Raw genomic sequence first — 21,473 nt, forward strand, 5'->3', positions numbered from 1 at the left:
CCCACCTATTGGCGCAGGGCCATCAGCACGCCCTGTGCAAATCGCTCCGCCATGTTCTCGATCGTATAGACACGGGCATCGGCCGCCCCGGCCGCCGCCAGCCTGGCGCGCAAATCGTCGTCCGTCAGCACGCGGGTCACGGCAGCCGCATAGGCATCGGCGCTGTCGGCCTCCGCCACCACCAGCCCGTTTTCTCCATCCCGCAGGTATTCGAATTCCGGGCTGTGATATGGCAGGTCGGTCGTGACCATCGGGGTGCCATAGGCAAAGGCGTCGAGCACCGCCAATCCGACCAGACCAGGCATCAGGAACGCACGCGCCAGCTTCACATGCAGCGACTTGTCGCGTCCGAAACGGGGCCCAAGCGCGTGGATCCAGTCATGCTCGGCCGTAGCGGCCTGCACCAGATGCGCATCGGGCCCGCCGCCGATCACCAGCAGGTGGAAATCGGGCACCCGGGCGCGGATGCGCCGCGCCGCCTCAATGAGAAATCCGATGCGCTTATGCGCATAGATGCCACCCACATAGACGCCAACATGCTCCGACCCGCCGACCAGGCTCGCCCGCAGGGCCGCGACGTCCTCGTCGGAGATTTCGGCAAGGGTCCGGCTGATGTCGGAGGTGTCTATTGCATTGTTAAAAACGGTGATCCGCTCCGGCGGAAAGCCCGCATCGCCGACCGCCCGCGCCCCCTCGGGCGTATAGGCAAACCACCAGTCCACCTTGCTCGCCCAAAACCGCTTGAAGCGCTCCCCCAGGCCCCTGGGGTTCTCAGCCTGAAACCCCCGCCCATGCCCAAAGAACGCCACCCGGGGCTTGCCGAGCAGGCGGGACTTGAGGATCAGGGGGTAGTTGTGAATATGCTTGTTGTGCTGCCCAAGGACTACCAGCGCAGCACCGCGCACAGCGCCCTTGACGTCTTGCCACAGCAGCGAGTGCTCAGTATCGCCGAAGTATCGGGCGGGGAGCCTTACTGCCCAATCGGGGACGGCTTCGTCTCCTTTGGCCTGCTCACTCGACGCGTTTCCACTGTAGTAGAGTTGATAACGGACACCGTGATCGGCAAGCAATTCTCGAACCCGGTTATGAAATTCCACTCGGTAGTGTGGTAGGGCCCTGGTAATGAATGCGACCGAAATCACGACGGCAATCTCCACGGTTCGAAGTGATGGCAGTAGCGCAGATGCCAACCATAGAGAACGATATTTTGTCGCAGATCAGCCCATCGTTAAGTGGGGTGCTTGGTCGTTTGTGGCTCTTGTGGTCGTCTATTTTGTGTCCACTGATGGCAGCGCGATCCGGTATCTCGTCTATCTATGCCCAGCACTTCTCTTGGTCGAAGCCGTTCTGCGCAAGGCCCATTTCACCTGGGGTCCAACACTGGCCTTGTTGTCCTTCCTCGGCTTTGCTGCCGCGACATTGCTTGGCGGTGCTCCTAGCTCGTTCTTCGCCCGTGATCTGGTAACTGTCGTCCTGATCATCGCGCCTTTCCTCGCTAAATATGATGTAGACAGCAGAGTGGCTCCTGCCCTCTTCGTCTCTGCCGCTATCTGCGGAATAGACGCGTTTCAAAAGGGAGGTGGGCAGCTTGGCGACCTGGGCATCAGCCTAGGGCAATCGCGCGCTGCGCTGGAGACAACCTTCGGCCTTCTCACGCCTATTCTAGTGTTATATTTCTATCATCGGAAAAGACATTCGCTGGCGTTAGTTTCGGCGATATTGAGCATTCTAATGTTCAAGAGAATTGCCATACTCGCGATGGCGATATCGTTCGCTTTTTCTGTCATTTATTCTTGGTCGAAGGGTCGTTCCACTAGGCGCTTGGTTACCACGGCCCTAGCGGTGTCGGTGACCGCCATCTGCATAGGAAGCGTGTTCATCAATAGCATATATGAGTTCATTCATCCGTATTATGTCGAATTGACGGGCGAATACTCAAGCATAAACAGCTTCACGTCAGGACGTTACGAAATCTACAACTATCTATGGAAGAGCCAACTTGATTACCAGAATCTAGGACAATGGATTTTTGGGAATGGGCTCGGCGCCACGGCGGATATGATGAATGAGTCTGCTGTTGCGTCATTTGCGCATGTGTCACTCCTTCACAATGATTGGCTACGGATACTGATCGATTATGGGGCTATCGGCCTCGGGATAGTGCTGGCTGCAATCCTATCTATAAGCCGAAGAAGTCCATTCGCATCGGGAGCCGCCCTCTATACAGCGATCCTTTTCGCCACGGACAACGTCTCTATGTACGTATTCTACTGGACCCTTCTGTTTATCCTCTTGGCGTCTTCTTCGCCCCGGGAGCAGACATGAGGGTCTTGATCATCCACAATGAGTATCAGCACCGCGGTGGTGAAGACACCGTAGTTGCCGCAGAGTCGGCGTTACTAAGGGATGCCGGGCATCATGTGCATGTCGAGTTAGTCTCGAACAGCAAAATCCAAGGCCTTTCAGGCAAAATCCGAACCTTCGTTCGTACGCCGCATGATGCGACACGAAAGACCTGGATGAACCACCTGCTCGATGCCGCTAACTACGACGTCGTCCATATCCACAACTTCTTCCCACTGCTAACGCCGGCCATCCACGAGGCCGCCGCCGAGCGTGGGGTGGCGGTCGTCCAAACACTCCACAACTATCGCCTCCTCTGCGCAGGCGCATTGTTCCTGCGGGACGGACACGTCTGCGAGAAGTGCCTTGATGGGGCCAAGCTCTGGGGCGCCGCGTATAGGTGCTATCGCGGGTCGGCATTGGGTTCGCTTGCTGTAGTGAGGCTTCAGCAAAGAGCGCACCGCCACCTGACGTGGCATCGTCAGGTTCATCGGTTCATCGCCCTGACGGAGTTTGCCAAAGGCAAGTTCGTGGCAGGCGGCTTGCCGGCCGAACGGATATCAGTCAAACCCAATTTTGCAGGCCCGCTGATTAGTCCGATGCAGGATCGCCAAGGCGTCGTCTTCGTCGGTCGACTATCTCCAGAGAAGGGCGTTCGGACTCTGGTGGAGAGCTGGGCCAGGTTGCCCCACATTCCCCTCACGATTATTGGAGATGGGCCTGAGCGTGAGGCGCTCGAGCAGATAGCGCCGTCAAACGTGACCTTCCGAGGCGCCCTTCCTGCGGATCAAGTCCGATTGGCCATGGCCACAACTCAGGCTCTGGTTATGCCCTCCGTCTGGTACGAGGGTTTTCCCATGACTCTGGTGGAGGCATTCAGCGTCGGTACGCCAGTGATCGCATCCCGCATAGGATCACTGGCGGAACTGATAAGGGACGGCATTACCGGGCGCACGTTCGAACCCGGCAACATCGAGGACTTGGCCCAGGTTGTTCAAGCCGCATTCGCACGACCTGACTTGCTGCCGGGCATGGGATCCGCGGCACACGCTGAGTATCAACAGCTGTACACACCAAGCACAAACCTGGCTCGCCTGGAAGGCATATACCGGGAAGCCATCAACGAGGTCGCCTCCGCAGCCGCATCCTAGACTACTGGCACGGCAAAAGCGGATGTTACGCGGGGTGCATTGCTGCCCTGTGGGACCGGCACACTGCCCGCATAGGGGCCGCTTAATTGAACCTCATTGCCGTCATCATACCTGAGGACTAGCTGTTGAGGGCCGCCGTCTAGATGCAGCGTGGCGCTATCCGGGGCTCGGACAAACGTCGTACCGCTGGACAGTACAGGGGAGCTGACGAACGGACCGAGTTCGAGCTGCGGCCACCCGATCCTGACGACAGCATCGATAGACAGACCGGCGCCTAGCCGCATAGCGACCGATGGTCGTATTTGGTTCACGCCAGCACCGGGGACGTTGTCGTTGAATGAGTACCTCTGCCACGCCCCCACCATCTTCAGATCAATCGTCGGCGAGCCAGAAACATAGGTACCGTCAAGATAGCGTCCGCAGGACATGTGGGCGAAACTTGCGGCAGATAGCGATCCGCTGATGAGCTCGAAAAAGCCGGAAAGGCAATATCCACTACCTGCCGCCATGGGCAGCAATAGCTCAACAAACACCCCCAGGTCATTATTCCCGCTTGCCGTTCCCGATAGTCGCAGGTCGATATAGTCCACCCCGTCGCGGCGTCCTGTGCCGACGACGGCGGGTTCGTTGAGCGTCCCCGTGCGGAAGCGGGCCCAATGGGTGGGCAGGGTGCCGGGCGTACCGGCGACGGCGCCGGCCATGGCATTGTTGCGGATGAGATTTTCCCGCTGCGGCTCGAGTATCAGCCCGCCCGGGGTGAAGCGTGGCTGATTGGCGCTGAATTCCACCCATTGGCCCGCAGCGTTCTGCGCCCAAGCGCTCGAACTGCGGCTGAACGAAATGGCCGAGCCCTCCGAAATCGGCACACCGGCGCGCATATAGCGCCGGTTGACGAAATCGGCGGCATAGATGGCATTGGCCGGCCACCAGGCCGGCGCTTGCGCCCGCGTCAGGCTGACACCGAGCATCAGACGAGCCCCACCAGTGCTGTCGCCGTGGTGCCGGTGGCCATGATGCGGCGCACGCGCACCGGCAACACCGTTCCCGAGGCGAGGCCCGCCAGCGTCAGGTCGGCGCCGCTCGCGGTGACCACACGCAGCGCCCCTGCCCCGCCCACATAGATCGCCCTGGCCACCTCGGCCAGGTCGACGGCGTCGTTTGGTGCGATGGCAAAGCCATGGTCGGCAGGACCATGAAGGCTACGGGCGTGATCGACAAACCTGTCCTGCATCACTATCTCCACATCTCTTGTTGCGATGCGGAAGCATAGGCCGCCCCGCCGGAGCGGGGATAACTGCAGGAAATCTCGTCAGCGGCTGGCGATGGCGTCGGTCAGCAGCAGCCACACAAAGCGCGGCGATGTCGACAGGTAGCGCCGCCACAGCCGCTTGGGCTCCTGCGTCAGGCGATAGAGCCATTCGAGCCCCGCCCTGTGCACCCATTCGGGCGATGTGCGCACAATCCCGGCATTGAAATCGAAAGCCGCACCCACCCCGATCATCGCCGCGGGAATGCGGTCGACATGGGCCGCCATCCAGCGCTCCTGCTTGGGGCAGCCAAGCCCCACGAAGATCAGCCCCGCTCCCGAGGCTCGGATATCGGCCACCATGACCGCATCCTCCTCGTCGGTGAGGGTGCGGAAGGGTGGCGAATGGGCATAGGCGATGTCGATAGCCGGCTCGCGCTGCTTCAGCCGCTCGATCAACAGCGCCAGCGCCTCATCGTCCCTGCCCCCGACTAGGCCTATCCTGACCCCGCGCCGGGCCGCGACGCACACCAGCTCAAGCATCATTTCCGCGCCGCGCAGCGTCGGTATGGGCGCCGCGCCATGTCGCAGCGAGCGCGCCCTCTGCAGGATGGTGCTGTCGGGGATGACATAACGCGCGCCATTGACGACGTCGCGGAACGCCGGGTCGTCATGCGCCAGCACACACATATGCACATTGGCGACGCAGCAGTAGAAACCCTCCCCATCGGCAGCACCCGCCACGATGGCGTCGAGATAGGTCGAAGGCGCAACAGCATCGAGGCGCATGCCCAGCATGGAATGGGAGGCGGCGTCACGCGACATGGTCGAGGAACCACTGATAGGTTTCGGCAATGCCATCGCGCAGCGCGATGCGCGGGGTCCAGCCCATGGAGCGCAGCTTGTCGCCCGACATCAGCTTGCGCGGCGTGCCATCCGCCTTGCTCAGGTCATGGGTGATGGTGCCGTCGAAACCGACGACCTCGCAGACCAGTTGCGTCAGCTCCAGAATGGTCAGGTCCTCGCCCGATCCGACATTGACATGCTCCTCACCCGAATAGGACTTGAGCAGGAAAACCAGCGCATCGGCGCAGTCATCGGCATGCAGGAACTCGCGCCGCGGGCTGCCTGTACCCCAGACGACCAGCTCGCGCTCGCCCTTCTGCTTGGCAAGGTGTGCCTTGCGGATCAGTGCCGGCATGACATGGCTGGACTGCAGGTCGAAATTGTCGCCCGGGCCATAGAGATTGGTCGGCATTGCCGAAATGTAGTCGCGCCCATGCTGACGCCGATAGGCCTGGGCCAGCTTGATGCCGGTGATCTTGGCGATCGCATACCACTCGTTGGTTGGCTCGAGCGGCCCGGTCAGCAGGGCATCTTCCGTGATAGGTTGTGGCGCCAGCCGCGGATAGATACAGCTCGAGCCCAAAAAGAGCATGCGGTTGACGTCGTTGGCATGCGCCGCCTGCGTGATATTGGCCTCGATCAGCAGGTTGTCATAGAGAAAGTCGGCCGGATATGTGTCGTTGGCCAGAATGCCGCCGACCTTGGCCGCCGCCATCACGATGGCGTCCGGCCTGAGCCGGGCCATCAGGGCTTCCACGGCATCCTGGCGACGCAGGTCCACACGCGGCTCGTCCAGGCCAACCACGAGGCAACCCTCGGAACGCAGCCGGCGCACCACGGCGCCGCCAACCATTCCACCATGCCCGGCAACCCAGACTCTCTTGCCCGCGAGCGAGAAATGCTCGTCCGCGATCATTCGGCCGCCTTGGCGACGGTACCCAGCTGGCTTTCGAAATAGTCGATGGTCTTGGCGAGCCCCTCGCGCAATTGCACCTTGGGCTCCCAGCCCAGGATGTCCCTGGCCTTGGTGATGTCAGGACGGCGCTGCTTGGGATCATCGACCGGCAGAGGCTGATAGACCACCCGGGAGCCAGTATTGACCATGTCGACCACGGTTTCTGCCAGCTGCTTGATGGTGAATTCGACCGGATTGCCCGTATTGATCGGGCCGGTGACGCTGTCATCGGTCCCCATCATGCGGATCATCGCGTCCACAAGGTCGTCGACATAGCAGAACGACCGCGTCTGGCTGCCGTCGCCATAGATAGTGATGTCCCTGCCCTGCAGGGCCTGCACCACGAAGTTCGAAACCACTCGCCCGTCATTGGGGTGCATTTTCGGCCCGTAGGTGTTGAAGATGCGGATGACCTTGATCTTCAGGTCATGCTGGCGGCGATAGTCGAAAAACAAAGTCTCGGCGCAGCGTTTGCCCTCATCATAGCAGGAGCGCGGCCCGATCGGGTTCACGTGGCCCCAATAGGCTTCCTGCTGCGGATGCACCTCGGGATCGCCATAGACCTCCGATGTCGAGGCCTGCAGGATTGGCACACGCAGACGCTTGGCAAGGCCCAGCATATTGATGGCCCCCATGACGCTGGTCTTGGTCGTCTGCACGGGATCGAACTGGTAGTGCACCGGCGATGCCGGGCAGGCCAGATTGTAGATCTCGTCGACCTCGACATGCAGCGGGAATGTCACGTCATGCCGCATCAGTTCGAAATGCTTGTTGTCGAGCAGCTCAAGCACATTGCGGCGGGTGCCGGTGAAGAAATTGTCGACACAAAGGACGTCGCTCCCTTCATCCAGCAGCCGCTTGCAGAGGTGGGAGCCGACAAACCCAGCTCCGCCGGTGACCAGAACACGTTTAGACATGGATGCCCCCAAACATAAACTGCAGTCAGTTGCGACCCGTCATCGAAGCCGCAGGTTGAAGTGGAGTCGGTACGGCGCGGATCTGGCGGTCGCACCGAACAAATCGGTATCCCTGCTTGTGGTCGGCATGGCCGACGATTGCCGACAAGCGCAGCCCCTCAGGACCCCGTGCCAGCGACGAATTCGCGTATGATCGTGCGGAAGATGATCTTGATATCCAGCAGGACGCTGAAATTCTGGACATAGGCCATGTCATGAGCGATCCGGGCCCGGGCCTTGCCGGCCTCGTCGGTCGGCCCCCGAAGCCCATTTGCTTGCGCCCAGCCCGAAAGCCCCGGCTTCATCGCATATCGCATCTCGTAATAGGGCACGAGATCTCGATAATCCATGCCCGCCGCGAGCATGTTGGCCGGGTGCGGACGTGGTCCGACCAGGGACATGTGGCCAAGCAGGACATTGATCAGTTGCGGCAGTTCATCAAGGCTGGTGCGCCGCAGGAACGCGCCAATGCTGGTGATGCGAGGGTCGTTCGCCACGGTTTGCTTCACGCCGCTGGCATCGCCAAGATCGGCATACATGGTGCGAAACTTCAGCATCGGAAACATGACGCCGTTCAGGCCGGGACGCATCTGCACGAACAGGGTCGGTCCACGACTGGTCACCTTCACGGCGATGGCCGTGGCAATCAGCACCAGCGACATGGCGAGCAATGCGCTCCCACTGAGGACGATATCGAGCACTCGCTTGAGAGCCAGGTTGATCGAGCGGGCCACGCTGGCAGCGGGCATGACGGGCAGCTTGTGCACCAGGGTGAGGGCGAGGCCGCTTTCGCTCGTCCTGGTTACCGCACCCGGGTAGCGCGCTTCCGTGCCGGTGCCGAGCGGCGAAGTGACAGCGCCGAGATAGGTGACACCAAAATCTTCGATGGTCGTCGCCGAATTTTGTTCCATGACGCCCCCAAGCCATAAGCGCTTGTTAACCCTTGGTAAACGATGCCACAGCAATTCAACTATGTCACGCCCCAACGCCCGGCAATTTTGGGACTGGTTACTTCTAGGCCCCGCGAGACCGTACTTGATCTGACCGTAAAGCGAGGACTGCCTAGTGAAGTAGGAGGACAGCCACGCGCGCAGCACATGGTTCTTTTGCGCCAAGCGCAACTCGCGTCACGGATTGTTTGAGGAATACTTCAGTTTTGTGACAACTTGCGTGCCGACACTGCTTAAATACTGTGCAAAAAAAAGTCCGGCATAGCCGGACCTTCGTCATCATTATCGATAGGTGGCTCCCTCAGACCGGGCTGACGACCGGGCCGATGGCGCCTGACTCGGGAAGCAGCGCTTCGAACAACGCGTCGATTTCGGCGACACCGCCGGCAGCCAAAACTTCGGAACGGAGTTCGGTGAAGGACGCCAGCGCGACTGCCGGTTCAACTCCAGCGGCGACCAGGGCGGCCGAATAGGCGTTGATGGCCGCTTCGCAAGCTCCGGCGGTACCAGCCGGTGGCGTGCACGCAGTGAACACCGCCGTGTATAGACTTTCAAAGCCCGGCACAGGTGCTGCATTGGGTGCGGAAACAACAGAAGCGCCGAGGGCACTTGCCAGCAAGACAGTCGCGATCAGCTTACGCATCTAGATCCCCCACTCAAGGTGCGGCATTTCTACTCGCGATGCTTGTAATGGTCAATCCGATGTTTAGGTTTGGTTCACCAAAGTCAGAGCGTAAACAACGGATTAGTTGCTCCGGCCAGTCAATCGCGCAGCTGTGCAGGCGCGGCAAAAGTCCACATTTTCTGGGGCCTTTGCGATCATTTGCCGCGGATTCGAAATCCCGATCCCCGGGGATTAACCATGCATTTGCGGAGTAGCTCCCAAGCAAATTTATGCAGAAGCCCCGACCAGATGGACGGGGCTCTTGCTTCAGGGTTGAGCTATCGGCCGAGGGTTTGCCAACCTATCCGGCCGTCCATTGCGTTGGGTTCGGCGAGGAAATGGTGCGGATGTTGTATCCGGATGCCCGCAGGGTCTTGATGCTGTTGTTGAGGTTGTCGAGCACATAGTCGCCGTCGCTCGTACGGACAACCAGCACGGCATGCGGCTCACCGCTGCGCGTATGAGTGTAAGCGACCCGCAACGCGCCAGCAGACACGCCCTGGCGGATCAGCGCGCTGCGCTTGGACAGCACATAGTCTTCGCAGTCGCCGCTTGTCGGATTGAGTTCCCACACATCCGCCGTGTCGCGCTCCGGGCGAATGGTGCGATTGACGTGGCTGTTGACCTGCTTGAGCACCGCCATCAGATTTGGCGACATCGTCACCTGGCCCTGGCCGCTCGAAGCGCATTCGCTTCTGTTCTTGGCGCAGAAGAACTGCATCGACAGCGGAGTGATCGCTGCGACCTGCACCTGATCGACCAACGAGCCGACCGTGCGGTTCGTGTTGGCCATGGCACCGCCAACCGACGTCATGCTCGCCACCAATGAGGCGGTGGCCAAGACTGCCTTGAGTTTGGAGTTCATTTGAGGTCATCCCTGATGAGTGATGACGTCACGATGCGCGCAGCAAATTGCTGCCGAACTCGAAAATTCGGTACAATTTTATTCAATTTGCCGAGACAGTCGCCCCTGCTGGATCTGCTGATAGGCCGCGCAGGATACGGGGGCCTTGTGATGGGCGAAGCAATTCGTCTCAAGCTTGAGTCCAATTGATTCAATTGCCGTGAACCTGCGGATCGTGCGCTGGCAGGGTTGGATCGACCATGCTAGGAGGCTTTGACTTCCAGGGAGAAGACCGTGGCAAGCCTTGTCGCCGATCGTATTTGCGTCGTGACGAACGATACGCCCGAGGCCGATGCCGCAGCCGAGCGGCTCAGACAGCTCTATGGCGACCACCCTCTTCACGCCGCGGACATTGTCGTTGCGCTGGGCGGCGACGGACTGATGCTGCAGACGCTTCACCGCGTCATGCCGTTGGGAAAGCCCGTCTATGGCATGAATTTCGGGTCAGTCGGTTTCATGATGAATCCGTTTCTCGAGGCGGGCCTGATGGAGCGCCTGGCCGCCGCGCAACGGACCGTCATCCGGCCCCTGTCCATGACGGCCATCGATGTCTCGGGAACCACCCACAAGGCCCTGGCCTTCAATGAGGTCTCCCTGTTCCGCTCGACCTATCAGGCCGCCAAGATACAGATCATGGTGGATGGTGAAATCAGGCTCGATGAGCTCATCTGCGATGGCGTCCTGCTGTCGACCCCGGTTGGCTCAACAGCCTACAATCTTTCTGCACATGGCCCGATCCTGCCAATTGAATCGCCCCTGCTTGCGCTGACTCCAATTTCGCCATTCCGCCCTCGCCGGTGGCGCGGTGCGATCCTCTCTAACCAGAGCGTGGTCAGGTTCATCACCCGCGAAGCGGCAAAGCGCCCCTTGAGTGCGGTGGCCGACAGCGTCGAGTTTCAGAGAATCGAGCAGGTCACCATTCAGCAGGACCCCACCCGTGGCGTCACGCTCCTCTTCGACCCCGGCACCAGCCTCGAGGAACGCGTTCTGAACGAGCAGTTTCGCTACTAGGCCTTCGTGGTCAACGTCCCGGCCGATCGCTGGCAGCGTTAGGAACGGCGAAGCGCGTGGCGGGCGAGCTTCCAGCCCACCGCGACAACCGCCCAGCTCGAAACCATCACGCCGAGCATGATCCACCCGCGGGGAACCCGCGTTACTGGGCTGGTCTTGGGAACAAGCGCCTTCATATGGGCCTCCTCTGCAAGCGAACTCCAGCTAGGCTATGTCACCCGTCGAGTGACCACAACCACTGAGGGGAACGTCTGCCGAACTGAGTTGTTTCCCATGGATGACGACATTCAACAGACAAGCTGCCACGCGCGATACCACGAGGCTTTACCAGCGCCGAAATTCCCGGAGGAGTGAGGATGAAAGGTCGCCAATGATCCGGCGCAAGGGCTCTCGCCTTCGCTACTACACTACGGCTGGGCCGAACGGCTTCGACCGGTCTGAAGCCAGGCATCAGCCTATGATCGGACGGTCACGGGTGCGCCTGCTGTCGGTGTCTCGCCCAGTCTCTACCGGGACAGACGACCGGCTTGCAAGACGATATCAGTTCGAGAAGAGCGTCAGCCCAACTGCAACGGCTGCGATTACGCCGGCCCAGCAGATCAGGGCCAGTGTGATAATCACATAGCCGCGAAACATGCCTGCCTGCATCGTCGCAGGTTGTCTGTTGGCTGCCCCGGCTATGCGTGGATTCATTGACTCAGTGACTGTCATATGCCTTTTCCCGCTCTCCTAACGCAACTCACGCTGCGTACTACCGCCTGCACTTGACATTACCGTGACAGACAAAGGCACAAATGCGCCAGTGATATGGCCGCAAGGTTTTTTAGCAATTTCACGCTAAGGTCATGTCAGGAAAGCATAAAAGACGTCGGCCAAAATGGTTTTCGACAACTCGTGAGTCAAATCAGGCTTTTTTTCGGCAAGAGACAGAACGGATCAATGCGCAAAGCAGTATTCATCATTAATTCTCTTGCCGGAGGCGGCGCTGAGCGCATCATGGCTCGTCTGGCGACGCATTCTCCACGTGAAAACAATGAGTTACACTTGGTGCTTCTAGATCGGGATCCGGAGGCCTACAGCGTCCCGGACTGGGTCATCCTGCACCGGCTGGATACCGGCGGATCCCTTTTGCAGGGCTATTTCGCACTGCGCCGCCTCATGGGGCAGTTGCAGCCCGATTACGTCCTCAGCTTCCTTACCCGCGCGAACATACTGGCGATTGCAACACGCAATGCGGGCAAGACCCGGTGTGTCGTCAGCGAAAGGGTCCACACCACCAGTCATCATACCCATGACCTCGCCGGGTTTGTGGCACGGGCGCTGACACGCCTGTTCTATCCCCGCGCCGACGCGGTGATCGCCGTGTCGGACGGCATTGCCCGGGATCTCATCGACAACTATCGCGTGCCTGCGGACCGGATTGTCGTCATTCCCAACCCCATCGATGTCGCCGAGGTGCGGGCCAGGGCAGCGGAGTCCGGCGAGGCCATTTCATTTCCGCGTCCCCTCGTGGTGGCAATGGGGAGGCTGGTTCCCAACAAGAACTTCGGCATGCTGATCGATGCGTTCGCCCGCCAGGATGGCCTGGGCACGTTGCTGATCCTCGGCGAGGGACCATTGCGCGAAGAGCTTCAGGCCCAGATCGATCGCGCAGGGCTCAGCGACCGCGTCCAGTTGCAGGGATTTCAGGCAAATCCCTTTGCCACCATCGCCGCGGCCGACTGCTACGTGCTGCCGTCGAACGGCGAAGGCTTCCCCAATGGCCTGATCGAAGCCATGATCATCGGCACGCCGGTGGTTTCCACCAACTGTCACTCCGGCCCTGCCGAAATCCTGGACGATCGCCCCTATTTCACGATTACCGAGCCGACCGAGTGCAAGTATGGCCTGCTCGTTCCTACCAATGATGTCGAGGCCATGGCCCGGGCCTTGGCGACAGCCCTTGAGCCTGGGCAACGCCAACAACGATCTGAACGCGCCATCGCCGGAGCGGCCCGCTATGGCCTGGAGGCAACGATCGCAGCCTATTGGGACGTCTTGCGCGGCGCCACCCGATCATAGATTTCCATAGTCTGGCGGGCCACCGTCGACCAGGTGAACGCCGCCAGATGCGACGACCAGTCCAGATAGGGCGGCGTTTGCCCGGCATGGGCATCCAGAACATCCCTGAGCCGATCCGCAAGGCTCTCGACCGACCCGACAACATGGTAGCACTCCTCGGGAAGCGCCAGGTCCAGATTGGGTGCTATGTCGCTGACGACCACCGGTCGCCCGAGGCCCATGGCTTCGAGGGCAGCGATGGGCATGCCCTCGTGACTGGACGGAAGCGCGAATACTGCCGACGCCCCGATCAGTTGCCCTAATGCCGCGCCCTGCTGAAAGCCGGTCATCACCACACCGGGCGTGGCCGCCGCCAGACGCTTCACCTCCGCGGAATACTCGCTCTCGTGATCGGCCGCCCCGACCAGCACCAGCTTATATCCCGGCCGGTCCAGGCGCGCGAATGCGGCGATCAGGTCGTTCTGCCGCTTTTCAGGCACCAACCGCCCGACATTGACGATGTACTTGCCCGGCTCGAGGCCAAACTGTGCAAGAGCGGGGTAAGGCATCTCCGCCTGCATGGGACTGACTGCATTCGGGATATAGTCGAATGCCACGCCATACTTGTCGCTGAGACGGCTGGACAGGCTCCGCGAGACGCAGATACGGCCATGGGCGAGGCGGGCCTGGAACTGTTCACCGGTGCGCAGGACAAACCTGGCCACCCTGCCCCACTTCTCCCGCGCATAGTCCTCGCCGTGGTGCGTACAGACGACGCGCAACCCCAACAGGCGTGCCAGTGGCACGACGATACTGGGTCCGACCGCGTGAATATGCAGGATACGAGGCCGCATGAACCCGGCATAGACCGTGGCGAGGAAGCTGTGAAACGGCGCTTCGAGCACGGCGTTTTGGGGCGACCAGATCGCCCGGGTCCAGGTGTTGTCGCCCAGCCTGGACGGGTCGTTGCGCACATAGGGCGTTCGCACCACCACGCAGGTGCGCAGCCCGAGCCCCTCATATTCAGCTGCCAGGGAAGCGACATGCCGCTCGACCCCGCCCTGCCCGCCGCCGACCGATCTGAGGCCGATCATCATTACATCAATAGTCATCTGTCACCGGGGGAAGGCTGATCGAATGGGTCATATCAGGTTGCACAGCCATCGTCGCTGTCGCAGCGGGCACTACCTTTGACGATGGTCAGCGACTTCATGAATCCCGACGCCGCCTGCTTGCCGTCCGGCCGCCCCGCAACTCTCAAGGGCGCGCTGCTTGCGTAGAAGGCGCCGACCGGCTCGGCGGTCTTGGCGGCCATTACCCCATCGACATAGAGGCGGATGATGCCGCTCGGCCCGCGATCAACCAGTATGGTATAGAACACGCCCGCCTTCAGTACCGGTCCGACCAGCACGGATTGCTCCTGTGTGTCGCCGTCCGTGGACCAGAAGAAGGCGACGGACCGATCCTCCGTTAGCCCGATGCGAAACGCGCGTTTGTCACCCGATGTCTTCCACACAGTGAGCACGTCTGCCGGGAGCGCAAAATCGCGATCTTCAATCTTGAACGTGGTCTCGATCCAGAACGGGCCATCCAGGGCAAAGTTGTCCGAGGCGTCGACAGTGAAATAGCTCCCCTTGCCGCGGAAATGGAAGGCGCCGTCCACGACCTCGCTTTCGTCGCTGGCCTCGATCGCGTGCATGCCGGTGGCATCGGTGAGAGACCCATCGGCGGCGATCGCCAGGGACAGGACAGCCCCCGCCGCCACTGGGTTCTCGACGCTTTCAGTCGTAATGACAAATGGCGTTGCCCGCCCGGCGCTGTCCCGCGCCTGCACGATGATCTGCCCGCGCTCCGATACGGCACCAGCGGTCAGAACCAGCGTACTTCCGTCGAGCCAGGCGTCTATTCCATCCTTTTCGGCTATGCGCCAACTGGCGACCGCGTCCGCTTCCAGAGGCAGCGACGTGGTAGCCCCGGATATCGGCTTGATCTCGCTGTCGGTCAGGATGGCGGTCACCCCGGCATCGCTGGCCGAGCCTTCGATCAGGACCGAGCTTTTCTTGGTCGCGACAAACAGCCGATCACGGTCGATCTGACCAAGAGAAGTGTCCACCAGATGCACTGCGGCATTCCCACCTTCGACATGAATGGCCTCCTCCGGCTCCTCGCCGTCAATGGTGCCGTCGATGAACACAACGCTGCCGCCGACGTCTTCGTCGCTGTCGCCACCGCTGACCCAGATATGGTGGGCGCCGCCGCTGCCACCACGCTTGCGCGGCGCCAGGCTTGAACAGCCCACCAGGACCATTGGCTCGGTGCCGATCCCTCCCCAGAGGCGATAGTTCCGCTTGTTGTCCTCCGAAACACAATTGCGCAGCTCGGTCTGCTCGGATTTCAGGTCGTAACCGCTGTCGGTATGGCCGGCGCTGACGTGATCCTCGATCAGGATATCATGGTTGTCGCGTTCGCTCGCGACCCCGTCGCCATTCCAGTACTGCTCCGGATCATCCCCCTGGGTGTCCATGCAGTTGATGGTTCTGCCGCCCACGATATGCAGGCCATGGGCGCTGTCATGCGCCTCGATGCCGACGGCGAAATTGTCCCCATATTGCCAGCCGCTGTCGAGATCACAATCCTGGATGAGCCAGTTGGTGCAGGTGCCATGAAACCGCACCGCCTTCTTGGAAAATCCGCGACCGCTGAACCGCCGAAGCGTGAGGTCGGAGACGCTGGCAGCGTCATCGGTATAGATGCCATCGCGGATGTTGAAGAACTCGACATCCTCAACCACGATCCCTTTGGCGTCGCTTCCCGACAGATCCAGCACGATGGCGAAATGCGATACATGCAGACCTGCAAAGTGCAGATAGCCAGCGCCCTTACTAAGCTTGAACAGGGTGTTGCCGCCAAAGGCCGAAGCGTCCACGGCGTCTTCGGATGTCTTGGCACCGGCCCAGACCGTCCGGGTGCCGACGAACTGCGCCTGGCCGGCCGCGCCATCCTCCCGCATGCCAACAATCCTGACCGGCGCTTCTGCCTGGCCCGCCGCGGTAATCTCGATCGTCGTCTCGACCTGGAAAGGCTGGTCGGCCAGCAGGCAGACCTGCCCGCCCGGGGTGATGCGATCGATCAGCGCGCCAACGGCCTCGAGCGGCGCCGCGCTGGCCCAGCTCAGACCATCGCCCTTGCCGTCGGGAGCAACATAAACCGTGGCGCCCGGAGCAATGTCGGCCGTGAGCCATGCCGGCTGCGGCGCCTCTTCCTCGGCGGGCGGAACGTCCTGCGCCAGCACTGGCACAGTCATGAGGCTGAGCGAGCCAGCAATGAATTCACGGCGTCGATACATAGTTGAAGTCCCAAAGGCGAATATCAATAGAAATCATCGTCTGACGCTGGCGCGCTACTCTATGGAGCAGCCGGCAATAGCGCAACGATGGCGGAGTTACTGGTTAACGGAGACACAGGGTTGTTATCTCGGGGTCTGGCGCATCGGTTTTCCTTGCTATCGGCCTTCCCCGCATATATGGCTACGGCACACCTGCGGTGGCGGCCGCTGGTATTGCCGCATGCTGCCCTTGTTTGAGTGTATCCAATTGGCCAAGCCAACCGTCGACATTAAGCCCAAACCGAAACCTGCTCCGAAGCTACCCGTACCTTCGGAGCCGCCTGCACTCGGCACGCTTGGCACCCAGCGCGGCGGCGTCAATTGGCGCCTGGAGTCAGTTCGCCAGGTTCGCATTCTGGTGGGCCAGGGCTATCGCAAGATTGCCGCACAACAGCAGATCGCCGACGCACTCGCCCGCACCATCGATGAATTGCAGGCATGGGAAAGGGAGCTGGTCCAGTCGGGCGACCTCGAGAACGAGCTCCTATGCTCGGAATTCGCGGGCGAACTCCTCGAATACCTGCGTTCGGGCCACTATACCAATGTCCCTCACTACAAGAGCTACGGCAGCTACATGGACCGCTTCAATGTGGCCCGCGCCGCGACAATCGTAAAAACCATGCGTCAGTTCAGCTTGAGCGAAATCCGCAGCGGCCTCAGGCTGGGGCGGCGACAGCGCCCACTTTCATAGGCGCTGCACAGCAGCCGTCAGTTCCTGCTTGCAAATGGCAGCGACGGGGTCCCTGAATCGCCGTCCAGACCATCATCGTTCGGCGTGAAGATGGCGGCTGTGATGACGAAGTCACATGCATTGACCGTCTCGTAGATCAGCCGGATCTGGGCCTGCTGCTCAGGGTCCCTGGCCGAGGCATTCGCCAGCGCGATGGCCTGGGCCACTTCGCTTTCGATGATACAGTCAGGCCTGAACAGGATATTGGCCAGCACCACCACCAGGTTTGCCAGGTTCTGATCGAACTCCTGGTCGCTCAGGCCGCGATTGCTCACATCCAGGATATAGGCCTGGGTTGCGGCAATGCACTGGCCGCGCAGCAGGCTGGCGTCCTCGTCCTCAAGCTCGGCGAGAGCAACCGCCGTGCAGGTTTCGACGACAGCAGCTTCGGTCTGGAATTGTTGGGAATAGGCCGGGATCGACATCCCTGTCAGCGCGGCGAGCGCCGTCACCGTAAACAGTTTGAACATCTGGTACTCTCCTCACGCGCCGCTTTATGAGCTAGCGCCCGAGCGGTTCCAGAGTCAATACAGATGAACAAAGTGTTAATGAATGTGATTAACAAGACCCCGCACTTGTGAGCGCGCCAAAAGACTTCAGCCGATTGGGGGGGCAGACTAGTTCTGGGACACCCATTGCAGCAGCCCACCGCTGGACATGCGCTGTACGCGATAGCCGCTCGCATCGAGTGACTTGACCTCGCTGACCAGATTATCCAGCACCAGCCGCCCGGCATCGGTCTGGACCACGAGGATGGCATGACCCTCGCCCGACCGGGTTGTGGTATAGGCGATGTGCAGTGCCCCAGCCGGAACGCCTTTGGCAATGAGATGCTGCCGCTTGGCCATGACGTAGTCTTCGCAATCGCCGGCCGACGCATTGGCGCTCCAGCTGTCAGCGCCACCGTCGGAGCGTGGCTGAATGGCGGAGTTGACGCGCCGATTAACCGACTTCAGCAGGCTCACCAACTCGGCAGAGGCAAGGATACTTGTGGCCGCCGCATTGCTGCAGGCACCCTTGTGCTGCAGGCAGTAGAGCTGCAACCCCAGCGGCGGACGGCTTTCGCGCGCCGCTGATGGCGTCGCGGCGGTCAGGCAGAGAAACATCAGCGCAACAACGGCGGAACCTTTGTGCAGTGCCTGACCAGACAACATCCAATCCACTCCGACTCGGGTGTAACGAGGTTAGGATGGTGAACGTGTGTTAAGATAATCATAAACGCAGCTGGCTATTGCTTGCCGGCACCGTGCGATGTTCACTTGGCCGGGGAGTTTGAACATGTCCTCGAGCCATTCTCGTTCGGCAGCAATACTGGCCGCTACATCTGCAGCTCTGCTGCTGTCGGCTGCCTACATAACCATGGTCGAAGTAGGCCCGTTCGCGACCGAGCGGCTCAGCGAGCGCGCGACGGTTCGGGCGATGGCCGCGGGAATTGTGGCACCCGGACTTTCGATACAGTCGCAAACAGACTTCCTCTTTCACTGCCGCGTAGCCATGACCTCGCTTGCCGGCCGCGCCCAGCCAACGGCCGTTCGCGAGCAGATACTGGACGCCTGCGGCGATGGCAGCGACGCTATCGTTGCCGCCGCGCCCGGTTTTTCGGCGGCATGGTATACCGGTGCGCTGGTCGCCAGCTTTACCGGCGAGCCCGAAAAGTTGAACCAATGGCTGGCCCAGTCCTATGCCACCGGCCCATTCGAGCAGTGGATCGCCGAACTGCGGGTGGACCTGGTCGAAGATAACTTCGCCGAGCTGGATGCTGACCTGGTGGATCGCCACTTGGCGGACCTCGCCATCCAGCTGACCAACGACCGTGGACGCCGCTTTCTGGCGTCGAGATATCTGGCATTTCCTCAGCTGCGCGAGCGAATTGACCTGCTCCTGACGACGGCAAGCGAACCTGACGCTCGCCGCTTCCTCAATATCGTGGACCGTCTGCGGGTCGAGAAGGAGCGTACGCATGGCCGCTAGAAGTAGCCGGGGTAGCGCGACAAGGCGGCGCGCGCGGGGGTTCCAGCCACTATCCAATACCGTGCTCGGCTGGTTGGTGCTGATCTTCCTCAGCTTGGTTCCGCTACCCCTGGGCAGCAACCGCCCCCTGTTCTGGGCCGTCAATGCCGGTCTGGTGTCCATTCTGGGGCTGGTCTTCGGCATCGCCTGGCTTGCCAGCGGCGAGGGCCTGCGCGTCAGGATGCGCGACATCGGTTTGCTGCCATGGGCCTTCGGCGCTCTCTGCGTCTATCTGCTGGTCCAGGTCCTGCCACTGCCCGGGCAGCCCTTTCTGTCGGACGCACCTGGAGCAACGCTGCTGATGCTGCTGCGGACGCTGACCTACGGCGTCTTCTTCTTCATCGTGCTTCAGGTTTCGCTCAACCCGGAGCGCGCTCATCATCTGCTGAACATGGCCCTTGCTGTGCTGACGGCCCATGCGATCCTGGCGCTGGCCATGCTGCGTAGCGGCGATACCCTGCTCGGCTACGACAAGGTTGCCTATCTGGGATCAGCCACCGGCACCTTCATCAATCGCAATTCCTTTGCCACATTCCTCGCCTTCGGCTGTGTGCTTGCCTTTGCCAAGCTGCTTGCAGACCTGCAGCATGCGCTGTCCGAGCGCGATCCATACGACCTCGACCGGCCTTGGCTGCATGTCTCGCTCGCCGCCTTCGCCTTTGCGGCATTGGCCGGAACCATTGTGGCCACTCAGTCGCGCATGGGGGTTGCCGCCGCGCTGGTTGGCATGCTGGTAGTGGCCGCCCGTTCCATTCCATCAGTCCGTATTGCCCGGGTCTCGGCCGTTATCGTCGCCACTGGCGTAGTGGCGCTGGTGGGCTTTGTTGTTGTGCTCAACGGTGGCGGCCTGTTGGAGCGTCTGTTCTATACCGATCAATCCTGGGCGGAACGGCTTGATCTCTACCGGCAGGTTGTCGAACTGATCGGTATCCGGCCCTTTACCGGTTTTGGCGGAGGCAGCTTCCAGCTTGCCTTCCAGCAGGTGCATCAGCCGCCCCTGGGCGTCGATCGGGTGTGGGACAAGGCGCACAACAGCTATCTCACTCTGCTGTCCGAACTCGGGCTGGTTGCCGGCCTTCTCATCCCGCTGATGCTCTTGACCATTGGCTGGATGTTGGCGCGCGCGCCCGGTGGCTCCGCCAGGGAACGCCTTCCGGTAACGGTAGCGCTGGGTGTTCTGGCTGTTGGCGCGTCTCACTCGCTGGTGGACTTCAGTCTCGAAATCCAGGCGGTCACGCTATGGTTTGTGGCATTGCTGGCCTGTGGCCTTGCCCAAGCGCTGTATCTGGCAACAAGCCGATCAGCTCTGGATGATCCGGATACCGGTTCGCGATAGCCGCAATGCCGTCAGCCTGCCGGTCGCACAGACCGCAGTGTCGAGACATATCCGGGTAGGAAGCAGTACCGGCTCGGACCCCGGAGTGTGCCCATGGATGACCATGTGACCTTCCCTGTTTCTATCGTCGCCCTGGTCGGGACGCATCCACAGCAAGTCGTGCTCGCTCTGGTCATCCAGGTCCACCCCCGGCCGGAGGCCGGCATGGACGAACGTCACGCCGGGGAACTGAAGCGCTGTGGGTAGTGCGTTCAGGAACTCGACATGCTGGCGTGGGACGTGCGCCGAAAGCATCGCGCGGCGCCTTGCTTCACCCAGATTGGCCAGACGGCTTGGCACCAGGCCGTAGGACGTCAGTGTGACATCCCCGCCCAGGGATATCCACCCTGCCAGATCGCGAGGCTGCTCGAGAAAGTCAGCCATGATGGTCTCATGGTTCCCCGCGAGGCAAATGCGTTCGAAGCCCGGCGGCGGCGGACTAATAAGGTGGTCGAGCACGCCGGCTGAATCGGGGCCGCGGTCGATATAGTCGCCCAGCATCACGATGAGCTTCCCGCCCTCATAGGAGCGGGCGTCCTCCACGATACGCGCTTCGACTGCGCGCAACTGGTCCAGGCAACCATGGACGTCGCCGATGGCGTAAACCACATCGGGCCAGCGCTGCCGGCGCAGCCGGGCACGTACCGGCTCGTCCGGCCGCCCAGGCCACATTCTGGTTCTTAGCGCCGCAAGCAATGCTCGCCCCTGTTAACCAATTCTTAACGACGGCGGAGGGAGCGACTCCGGGCGCGTCCTGTCAAGCTCGCGCCAACCATCCACAGCGCAATCCCGACAACCGTGGCAAAGATGCATCGCTGTCGCACCCCGCAGCCGCGCTGTCGTTGCCCTCGCGACGGGTTAACTATCCCTGACGATACGCAATTGTAATCGTACGACTTGTAGCAAT

22 protein-coding genes are annotated in these 21,473 nt (G+C 61.1%); 7 read left to right on the plus strand and 15 right to left on the minus strand.

Features of this window, described 5'->3' with window-relative positions; genetic code table 11:
- Positions 1 to 5: 5 nt before the first annotated feature.
- A complete protein-coding gene (locus tag IH615_RS10055; RefSeq protein ID WP_291361729.1) occupies positions 6 to 1,157 on the minus strand; it encodes a glycosyltransferase family 4 protein in 1,152 nt (383 codons plus the stop codon).
- Between IH615_RS10055 and IH615_RS10060 the strand changes: the two genes are divergently transcribed.
- Together IH615_RS10060 and IH615_RS10065 are read left to right on the plus strand one after the other, a co-directional pair.
- Positions 1,123 to 2,325, plus strand: a complete 1,203-nt coding sequence (locus IH615_RS10060) for a hypothetical protein (protein WP_291361730.1) — start codon at positions 1,123 to 1,125, stop codon at positions 2,323 to 2,325. The two genes, IH615_RS10055 and IH615_RS10060, sit on opposite strands and share 35 nt — an antisense overlap.
- Entirely contained in the window at positions 2,322 to 3,494 is a 1,173-nt protein-coding gene (locus IH615_RS10065; protein ID WP_291361731.1) for a glycosyltransferase family 4 protein, read from the plus strand. Before IH615_RS10060 ends, IH615_RS10065 begins: the two co-directional genes overlap by 4 nt.
- Here IH615_RS10065 and IH615_RS10070 read toward each other — a convergent pair.
- The 8 genes from IH615_RS10070 to IH615_RS10105 all read right to left on the minus strand — a co-directional run bounded on the left by IH615_RS10070 (position 3,491) and on the right by IH615_RS10105 (position 9,952).
- Positions 3,491 to 4,462 carry a hypothetical protein gene (locus IH615_RS10070; protein WP_291361732.1) on the minus strand — a complete coding sequence of 324 codons (972 nt, stop codon included), beginning with the start codon at positions 4,460 to 4,462 and terminating at the stop codon, positions 3,491 to 3,493. The genes IH615_RS10065 and IH615_RS10070 overlap by 4 nt on opposite strands.
- Positions 4,462 to 4,725, minus strand: coding sequence for a hypothetical protein (locus IH615_RS10075; RefSeq protein WP_291361733.1), 264 nt, complete (start codon positions 4,723 to 4,725; stop codon positions 4,462 to 4,464). The genes IH615_RS10070 and IH615_RS10075 overlap by 1 nt, the downstream gene beginning before the upstream one ends.
- Positions 4,726 to 4,803: 78 nt before the next feature.
- Positions 4,804 to 5,565, minus strand: a complete 762-nt coding sequence (locus tag IH615_RS10080) for a WecB/TagA/CpsF family glycosyltransferase (protein WP_291361734.1) — start codon at positions 5,563 to 5,565, stop codon at positions 4,804 to 4,806.
- Positions 5,555 to 6,502 (minus strand): GDP-L-fucose synthase, encoded by a 948-nt coding sequence (locus tag IH615_RS10085; RefSeq protein WP_291361735.1) that lies wholly within the window; start codon positions 6,500 to 6,502, stop codon positions 5,555 to 5,557. Before IH615_RS10085 ends, IH615_RS10080 begins: the two co-directional genes overlap by 11 nt.
- Positions 6,499 to 7,458, minus strand: coding sequence for a UDP-glucuronic acid decarboxylase family protein (locus IH615_RS10090; protein WP_291361736.1), 960 nt, complete (start codon positions 7,456 to 7,458; stop codon positions 6,499 to 6,501). Before IH615_RS10090 ends, IH615_RS10085 begins: the two co-directional genes overlap by 4 nt.
- A gap of 158 nt (positions 7,459 to 7,616) precedes the next feature.
- A complete protein-coding gene (locus IH615_RS10095; RefSeq protein WP_291361737.1) occupies positions 7,617 to 8,612 on the minus strand; it encodes a sugar transferase in 996 nt (331 codons plus the stop codon).
- 136 nt (positions 8,613 to 8,748) lie between these two features.
- On the minus strand, positions 8,749 to 9,090 hold the full coding sequence (locus IH615_RS10100) for a hypothetical protein (RefSeq protein WP_291361738.1): 342 nt from the start codon (positions 9,088 to 9,090) through the stop codon (positions 8,749 to 8,751).
- Positions 9,091 to 9,412: 322 nt separating this feature from the next.
- Positions 9,413 to 9,952 (minus strand): transglutaminase-like cysteine peptidase, encoded by a 540-nt coding sequence (locus IH615_RS10105; protein ID WP_291361739.1) that lies wholly within the window; start codon positions 9,950 to 9,952, stop codon positions 9,413 to 9,415.
- A 297-nt stretch (positions 9,953 to 10,249) separates the two neighbouring features.
- Here IH615_RS10105 and IH615_RS10110 point away from each other — a divergent pair, with 297 nt between their 5' ends.
- On the plus strand, positions 10,250 to 11,026 hold the full coding sequence (locus tag IH615_RS10110) for an NAD kinase (RefSeq protein ID WP_291361740.1): 777 nt from the start codon (positions 10,250 to 10,252) through the stop codon (positions 11,024 to 11,026).
- 38 nt (positions 11,027 to 11,064) lie between these two features.
- On the opposite strand, the gene IH615_RS10115 is transcribed toward IH615_RS10110, so the two are convergent.
- Positions 11,065 to 11,202: a hypothetical protein gene (locus IH615_RS10115; protein WP_291361741.1), complete on the minus strand. Its 138-nt coding sequence runs from the start codon at positions 11,200 to 11,202 to the stop codon at positions 11,065 to 11,067.
- 718 nt (positions 11,203 to 11,920) lie between these two features.
- Between IH615_RS10115 and IH615_RS10120 the strand changes: the two genes are divergently transcribed.
- On the plus strand, positions 11,921 to 13,087 hold the full coding sequence (locus tag IH615_RS10120) for a glycosyltransferase (RefSeq protein WP_291361742.1): 1,167 nt from the start codon (positions 11,921 to 11,923) through the stop codon (positions 13,085 to 13,087).
- Here IH615_RS10120 and IH615_RS10125 read toward each other — a convergent pair.
- Both IH615_RS10125 and IH615_RS10130 read right to left on the minus strand, forming a co-directional pair.
- Positions 13,051 to 14,178, minus strand: coding sequence for a glycosyltransferase family 4 protein (locus IH615_RS10125; RefSeq protein ID WP_291361743.1), 1,128 nt, complete (start codon positions 14,176 to 14,178; stop codon positions 13,051 to 13,053). The two genes, IH615_RS10120 and IH615_RS10125, sit on opposite strands and share 37 nt — an antisense overlap.
- A 35-nt stretch (positions 14,179 to 14,213) precedes the next feature.
- Complete coding sequence (locus tag IH615_RS10130; RefSeq protein ID WP_291361744.1) at positions 14,214 to 16,412, minus strand: LamG-like jellyroll fold domain-containing protein; 2,199 nt, start codon at positions 16,410 to 16,412, stop codon at positions 14,214 to 14,216.
- 247 nt (positions 16,413 to 16,659) lie between these two features.
- Here IH615_RS10130 and IH615_RS10135 point away from each other — a divergent pair, with 247 nt between their 5' ends.
- Positions 16,660 to 17,142: a hypothetical protein gene (locus IH615_RS10135; RefSeq protein ID WP_291361745.1), complete on the plus strand. Its 483-nt coding sequence runs from the start codon at positions 16,660 to 16,662 to the stop codon at positions 17,140 to 17,142.
- Between the two features lie 17 nt (positions 17,143 to 17,159).
- On the opposite strand, the gene IH615_RS10140 is transcribed toward IH615_RS10135, so the two are convergent.
- Together IH615_RS10140 and IH615_RS10145 are read right to left on the minus strand one after the other, a co-directional pair.
- Positions 17,160 to 17,651 (minus strand): hypothetical protein, encoded by a 492-nt coding sequence (locus IH615_RS10140; RefSeq protein ID WP_291361746.1) that lies wholly within the window; start codon positions 17,649 to 17,651, stop codon positions 17,160 to 17,162.
- Positions 17,652 to 17,798: 147 nt separating this feature from the next.
- Entirely contained in the window at positions 17,799 to 18,335 is a 537-nt protein-coding gene (locus IH615_RS10145) for a transglutaminase-like cysteine peptidase (RefSeq protein WP_291361747.1), read from the minus strand.
- A 124-nt stretch (positions 18,336 to 18,459) separates the two neighbouring features.
- Here IH615_RS10145 and IH615_RS10150 point away from each other — a divergent pair, with 124 nt between their 5' ends.
- Positions 18,460 to 19,152, plus strand: coding sequence for a hypothetical protein (locus tag IH615_RS10150; protein ID WP_291361748.1), 693 nt, complete (start codon positions 18,460 to 18,462; stop codon positions 19,150 to 19,152).
- Positions 19,142 to 20,527, plus strand: a complete 1,386-nt coding sequence (locus IH615_RS10155) for an O-antigen ligase family protein (protein ID WP_291361749.1) — start codon at positions 19,142 to 19,144, stop codon at positions 20,525 to 20,527. Before IH615_RS10150 ends, IH615_RS10155 begins: the two co-directional genes overlap by 11 nt.
- Here the strand turns inward: IH615_RS10155 and IH615_RS10160 are convergent.
- Positions 20,492 to 21,262 carry a metallophosphoesterase family protein gene (locus tag IH615_RS10160; protein WP_291361750.1) on the minus strand — a complete coding sequence of 257 codons (771 nt, stop codon included), beginning with the start codon at positions 21,260 to 21,262 and terminating at the stop codon, positions 20,492 to 20,494. The two genes, IH615_RS10155 and IH615_RS10160, sit on opposite strands and share 36 nt — an antisense overlap.
- Positions 21,263 to 21,473 lie beyond the last annotated feature (211 nt).

This window comes from Devosia sp., assembly GCF_014860165.1.
Lineage (GTDB): Bacteria > Pseudomonadota > Alphaproteobacteria > Rhizobiales > Devosiaceae > Devosia.

Excerpts from the sequence above, each read along its gene's own strand:
- IH615_RS10125 (WP_291361743.1), bottom strand. The coding sequence starts at position 14,178 with ATGACTATTGATGTAATGATGATCGGCCTCAGATCGGTCGGCGGCGGG.
- IH615_RS10085 (WP_291361735.1), bottom strand. The coding sequence starts at position 6,502 with ATGATCGCGGACGAGCATTTCTCGCTCGCGGGCAAGAGAGTCTGGGTT.
- IH615_RS10130 (WP_291361744.1), bottom strand. The coding sequence starts at position 16,412 with ATGTATCGACGCCGTGAATTCATTGCTGGCTCGCTCAGCCTCATGACT.
- IH615_RS10140 (WP_291361746.1), bottom strand. The coding sequence starts at position 17,651 with ATGTTCAAACTGTTTACGGTGACGGCGCTCGCCGCGCTGACAGGGATG.
- IH615_RS10080 (WP_291361734.1), bottom strand. The coding sequence starts at position 5,565 with ATGTCGCGTGACGCCGCCTCCCATTCCATGCTGGGCATGCGCCTCGAT.
- IH615_RS10100 (WP_291361738.1), bottom strand. The coding sequence starts at position 9,090 with ATGCGTAAGCTGATCGCGACTGTCTTGCTGGCAAGTGCCCTCGGCGCT.
- IH615_RS10065 (WP_291361731.1), top strand. The coding sequence starts at position 2,322 with ATGAGGGTCTTGATCATCCACAATGAGTATCAGCACCGCGGTGGTGAA.
- IH615_RS10075 (WP_291361733.1), bottom strand. The coding sequence starts at position 4,725 with ATGCAGGACAGGTTTGTCGATCACGCCCGTAGCCTTCATGGTCCTGCC.
- IH615_RS10155 (WP_291361749.1), top strand. The coding sequence starts at position 19,142 with ATGGCCGCTAGAAGTAGCCGGGGTAGCGCGACAAGGCGGCGCGCGCGG.
- IH615_RS10150 (WP_291361748.1), top strand. The coding sequence starts at position 18,460 with ATGTCCTCGAGCCATTCTCGTTCGGCAGCAATACTGGCCGCTACATCT.
- IH615_RS10145 (WP_291361747.1), bottom strand. The coding sequence starts at position 18,335 with ATGTTGTCTGGTCAGGCACTGCACAAAGGTTCCGCCGTTGTTGCGCTG.
- IH615_RS10070 (WP_291361732.1), bottom strand. The coding sequence starts at position 4,462 with ATGCTCGGTGTCAGCCTGACGCGGGCGCAAGCGCCGGCCTGGTGGCCG.
- IH615_RS10060 (WP_291361730.1), top strand. The coding sequence starts at position 1,123 with ATGAATGCGACCGAAATCACGACGGCAATCTCCACGGTTCGAAGTGAT.
- IH615_RS10115 (WP_291361741.1), bottom strand. The coding sequence starts at position 11,202 with ATGAAGGCGCTTGTTCCCAAGACCAGCCCAGTAACGCGGGTTCCCCGC.
- IH615_RS10090 (WP_291361736.1), bottom strand. The coding sequence starts at position 7,458 with ATGTCTAAACGTGTTCTGGTCACCGGCGGAGCTGGGTTTGTCGGCTCC.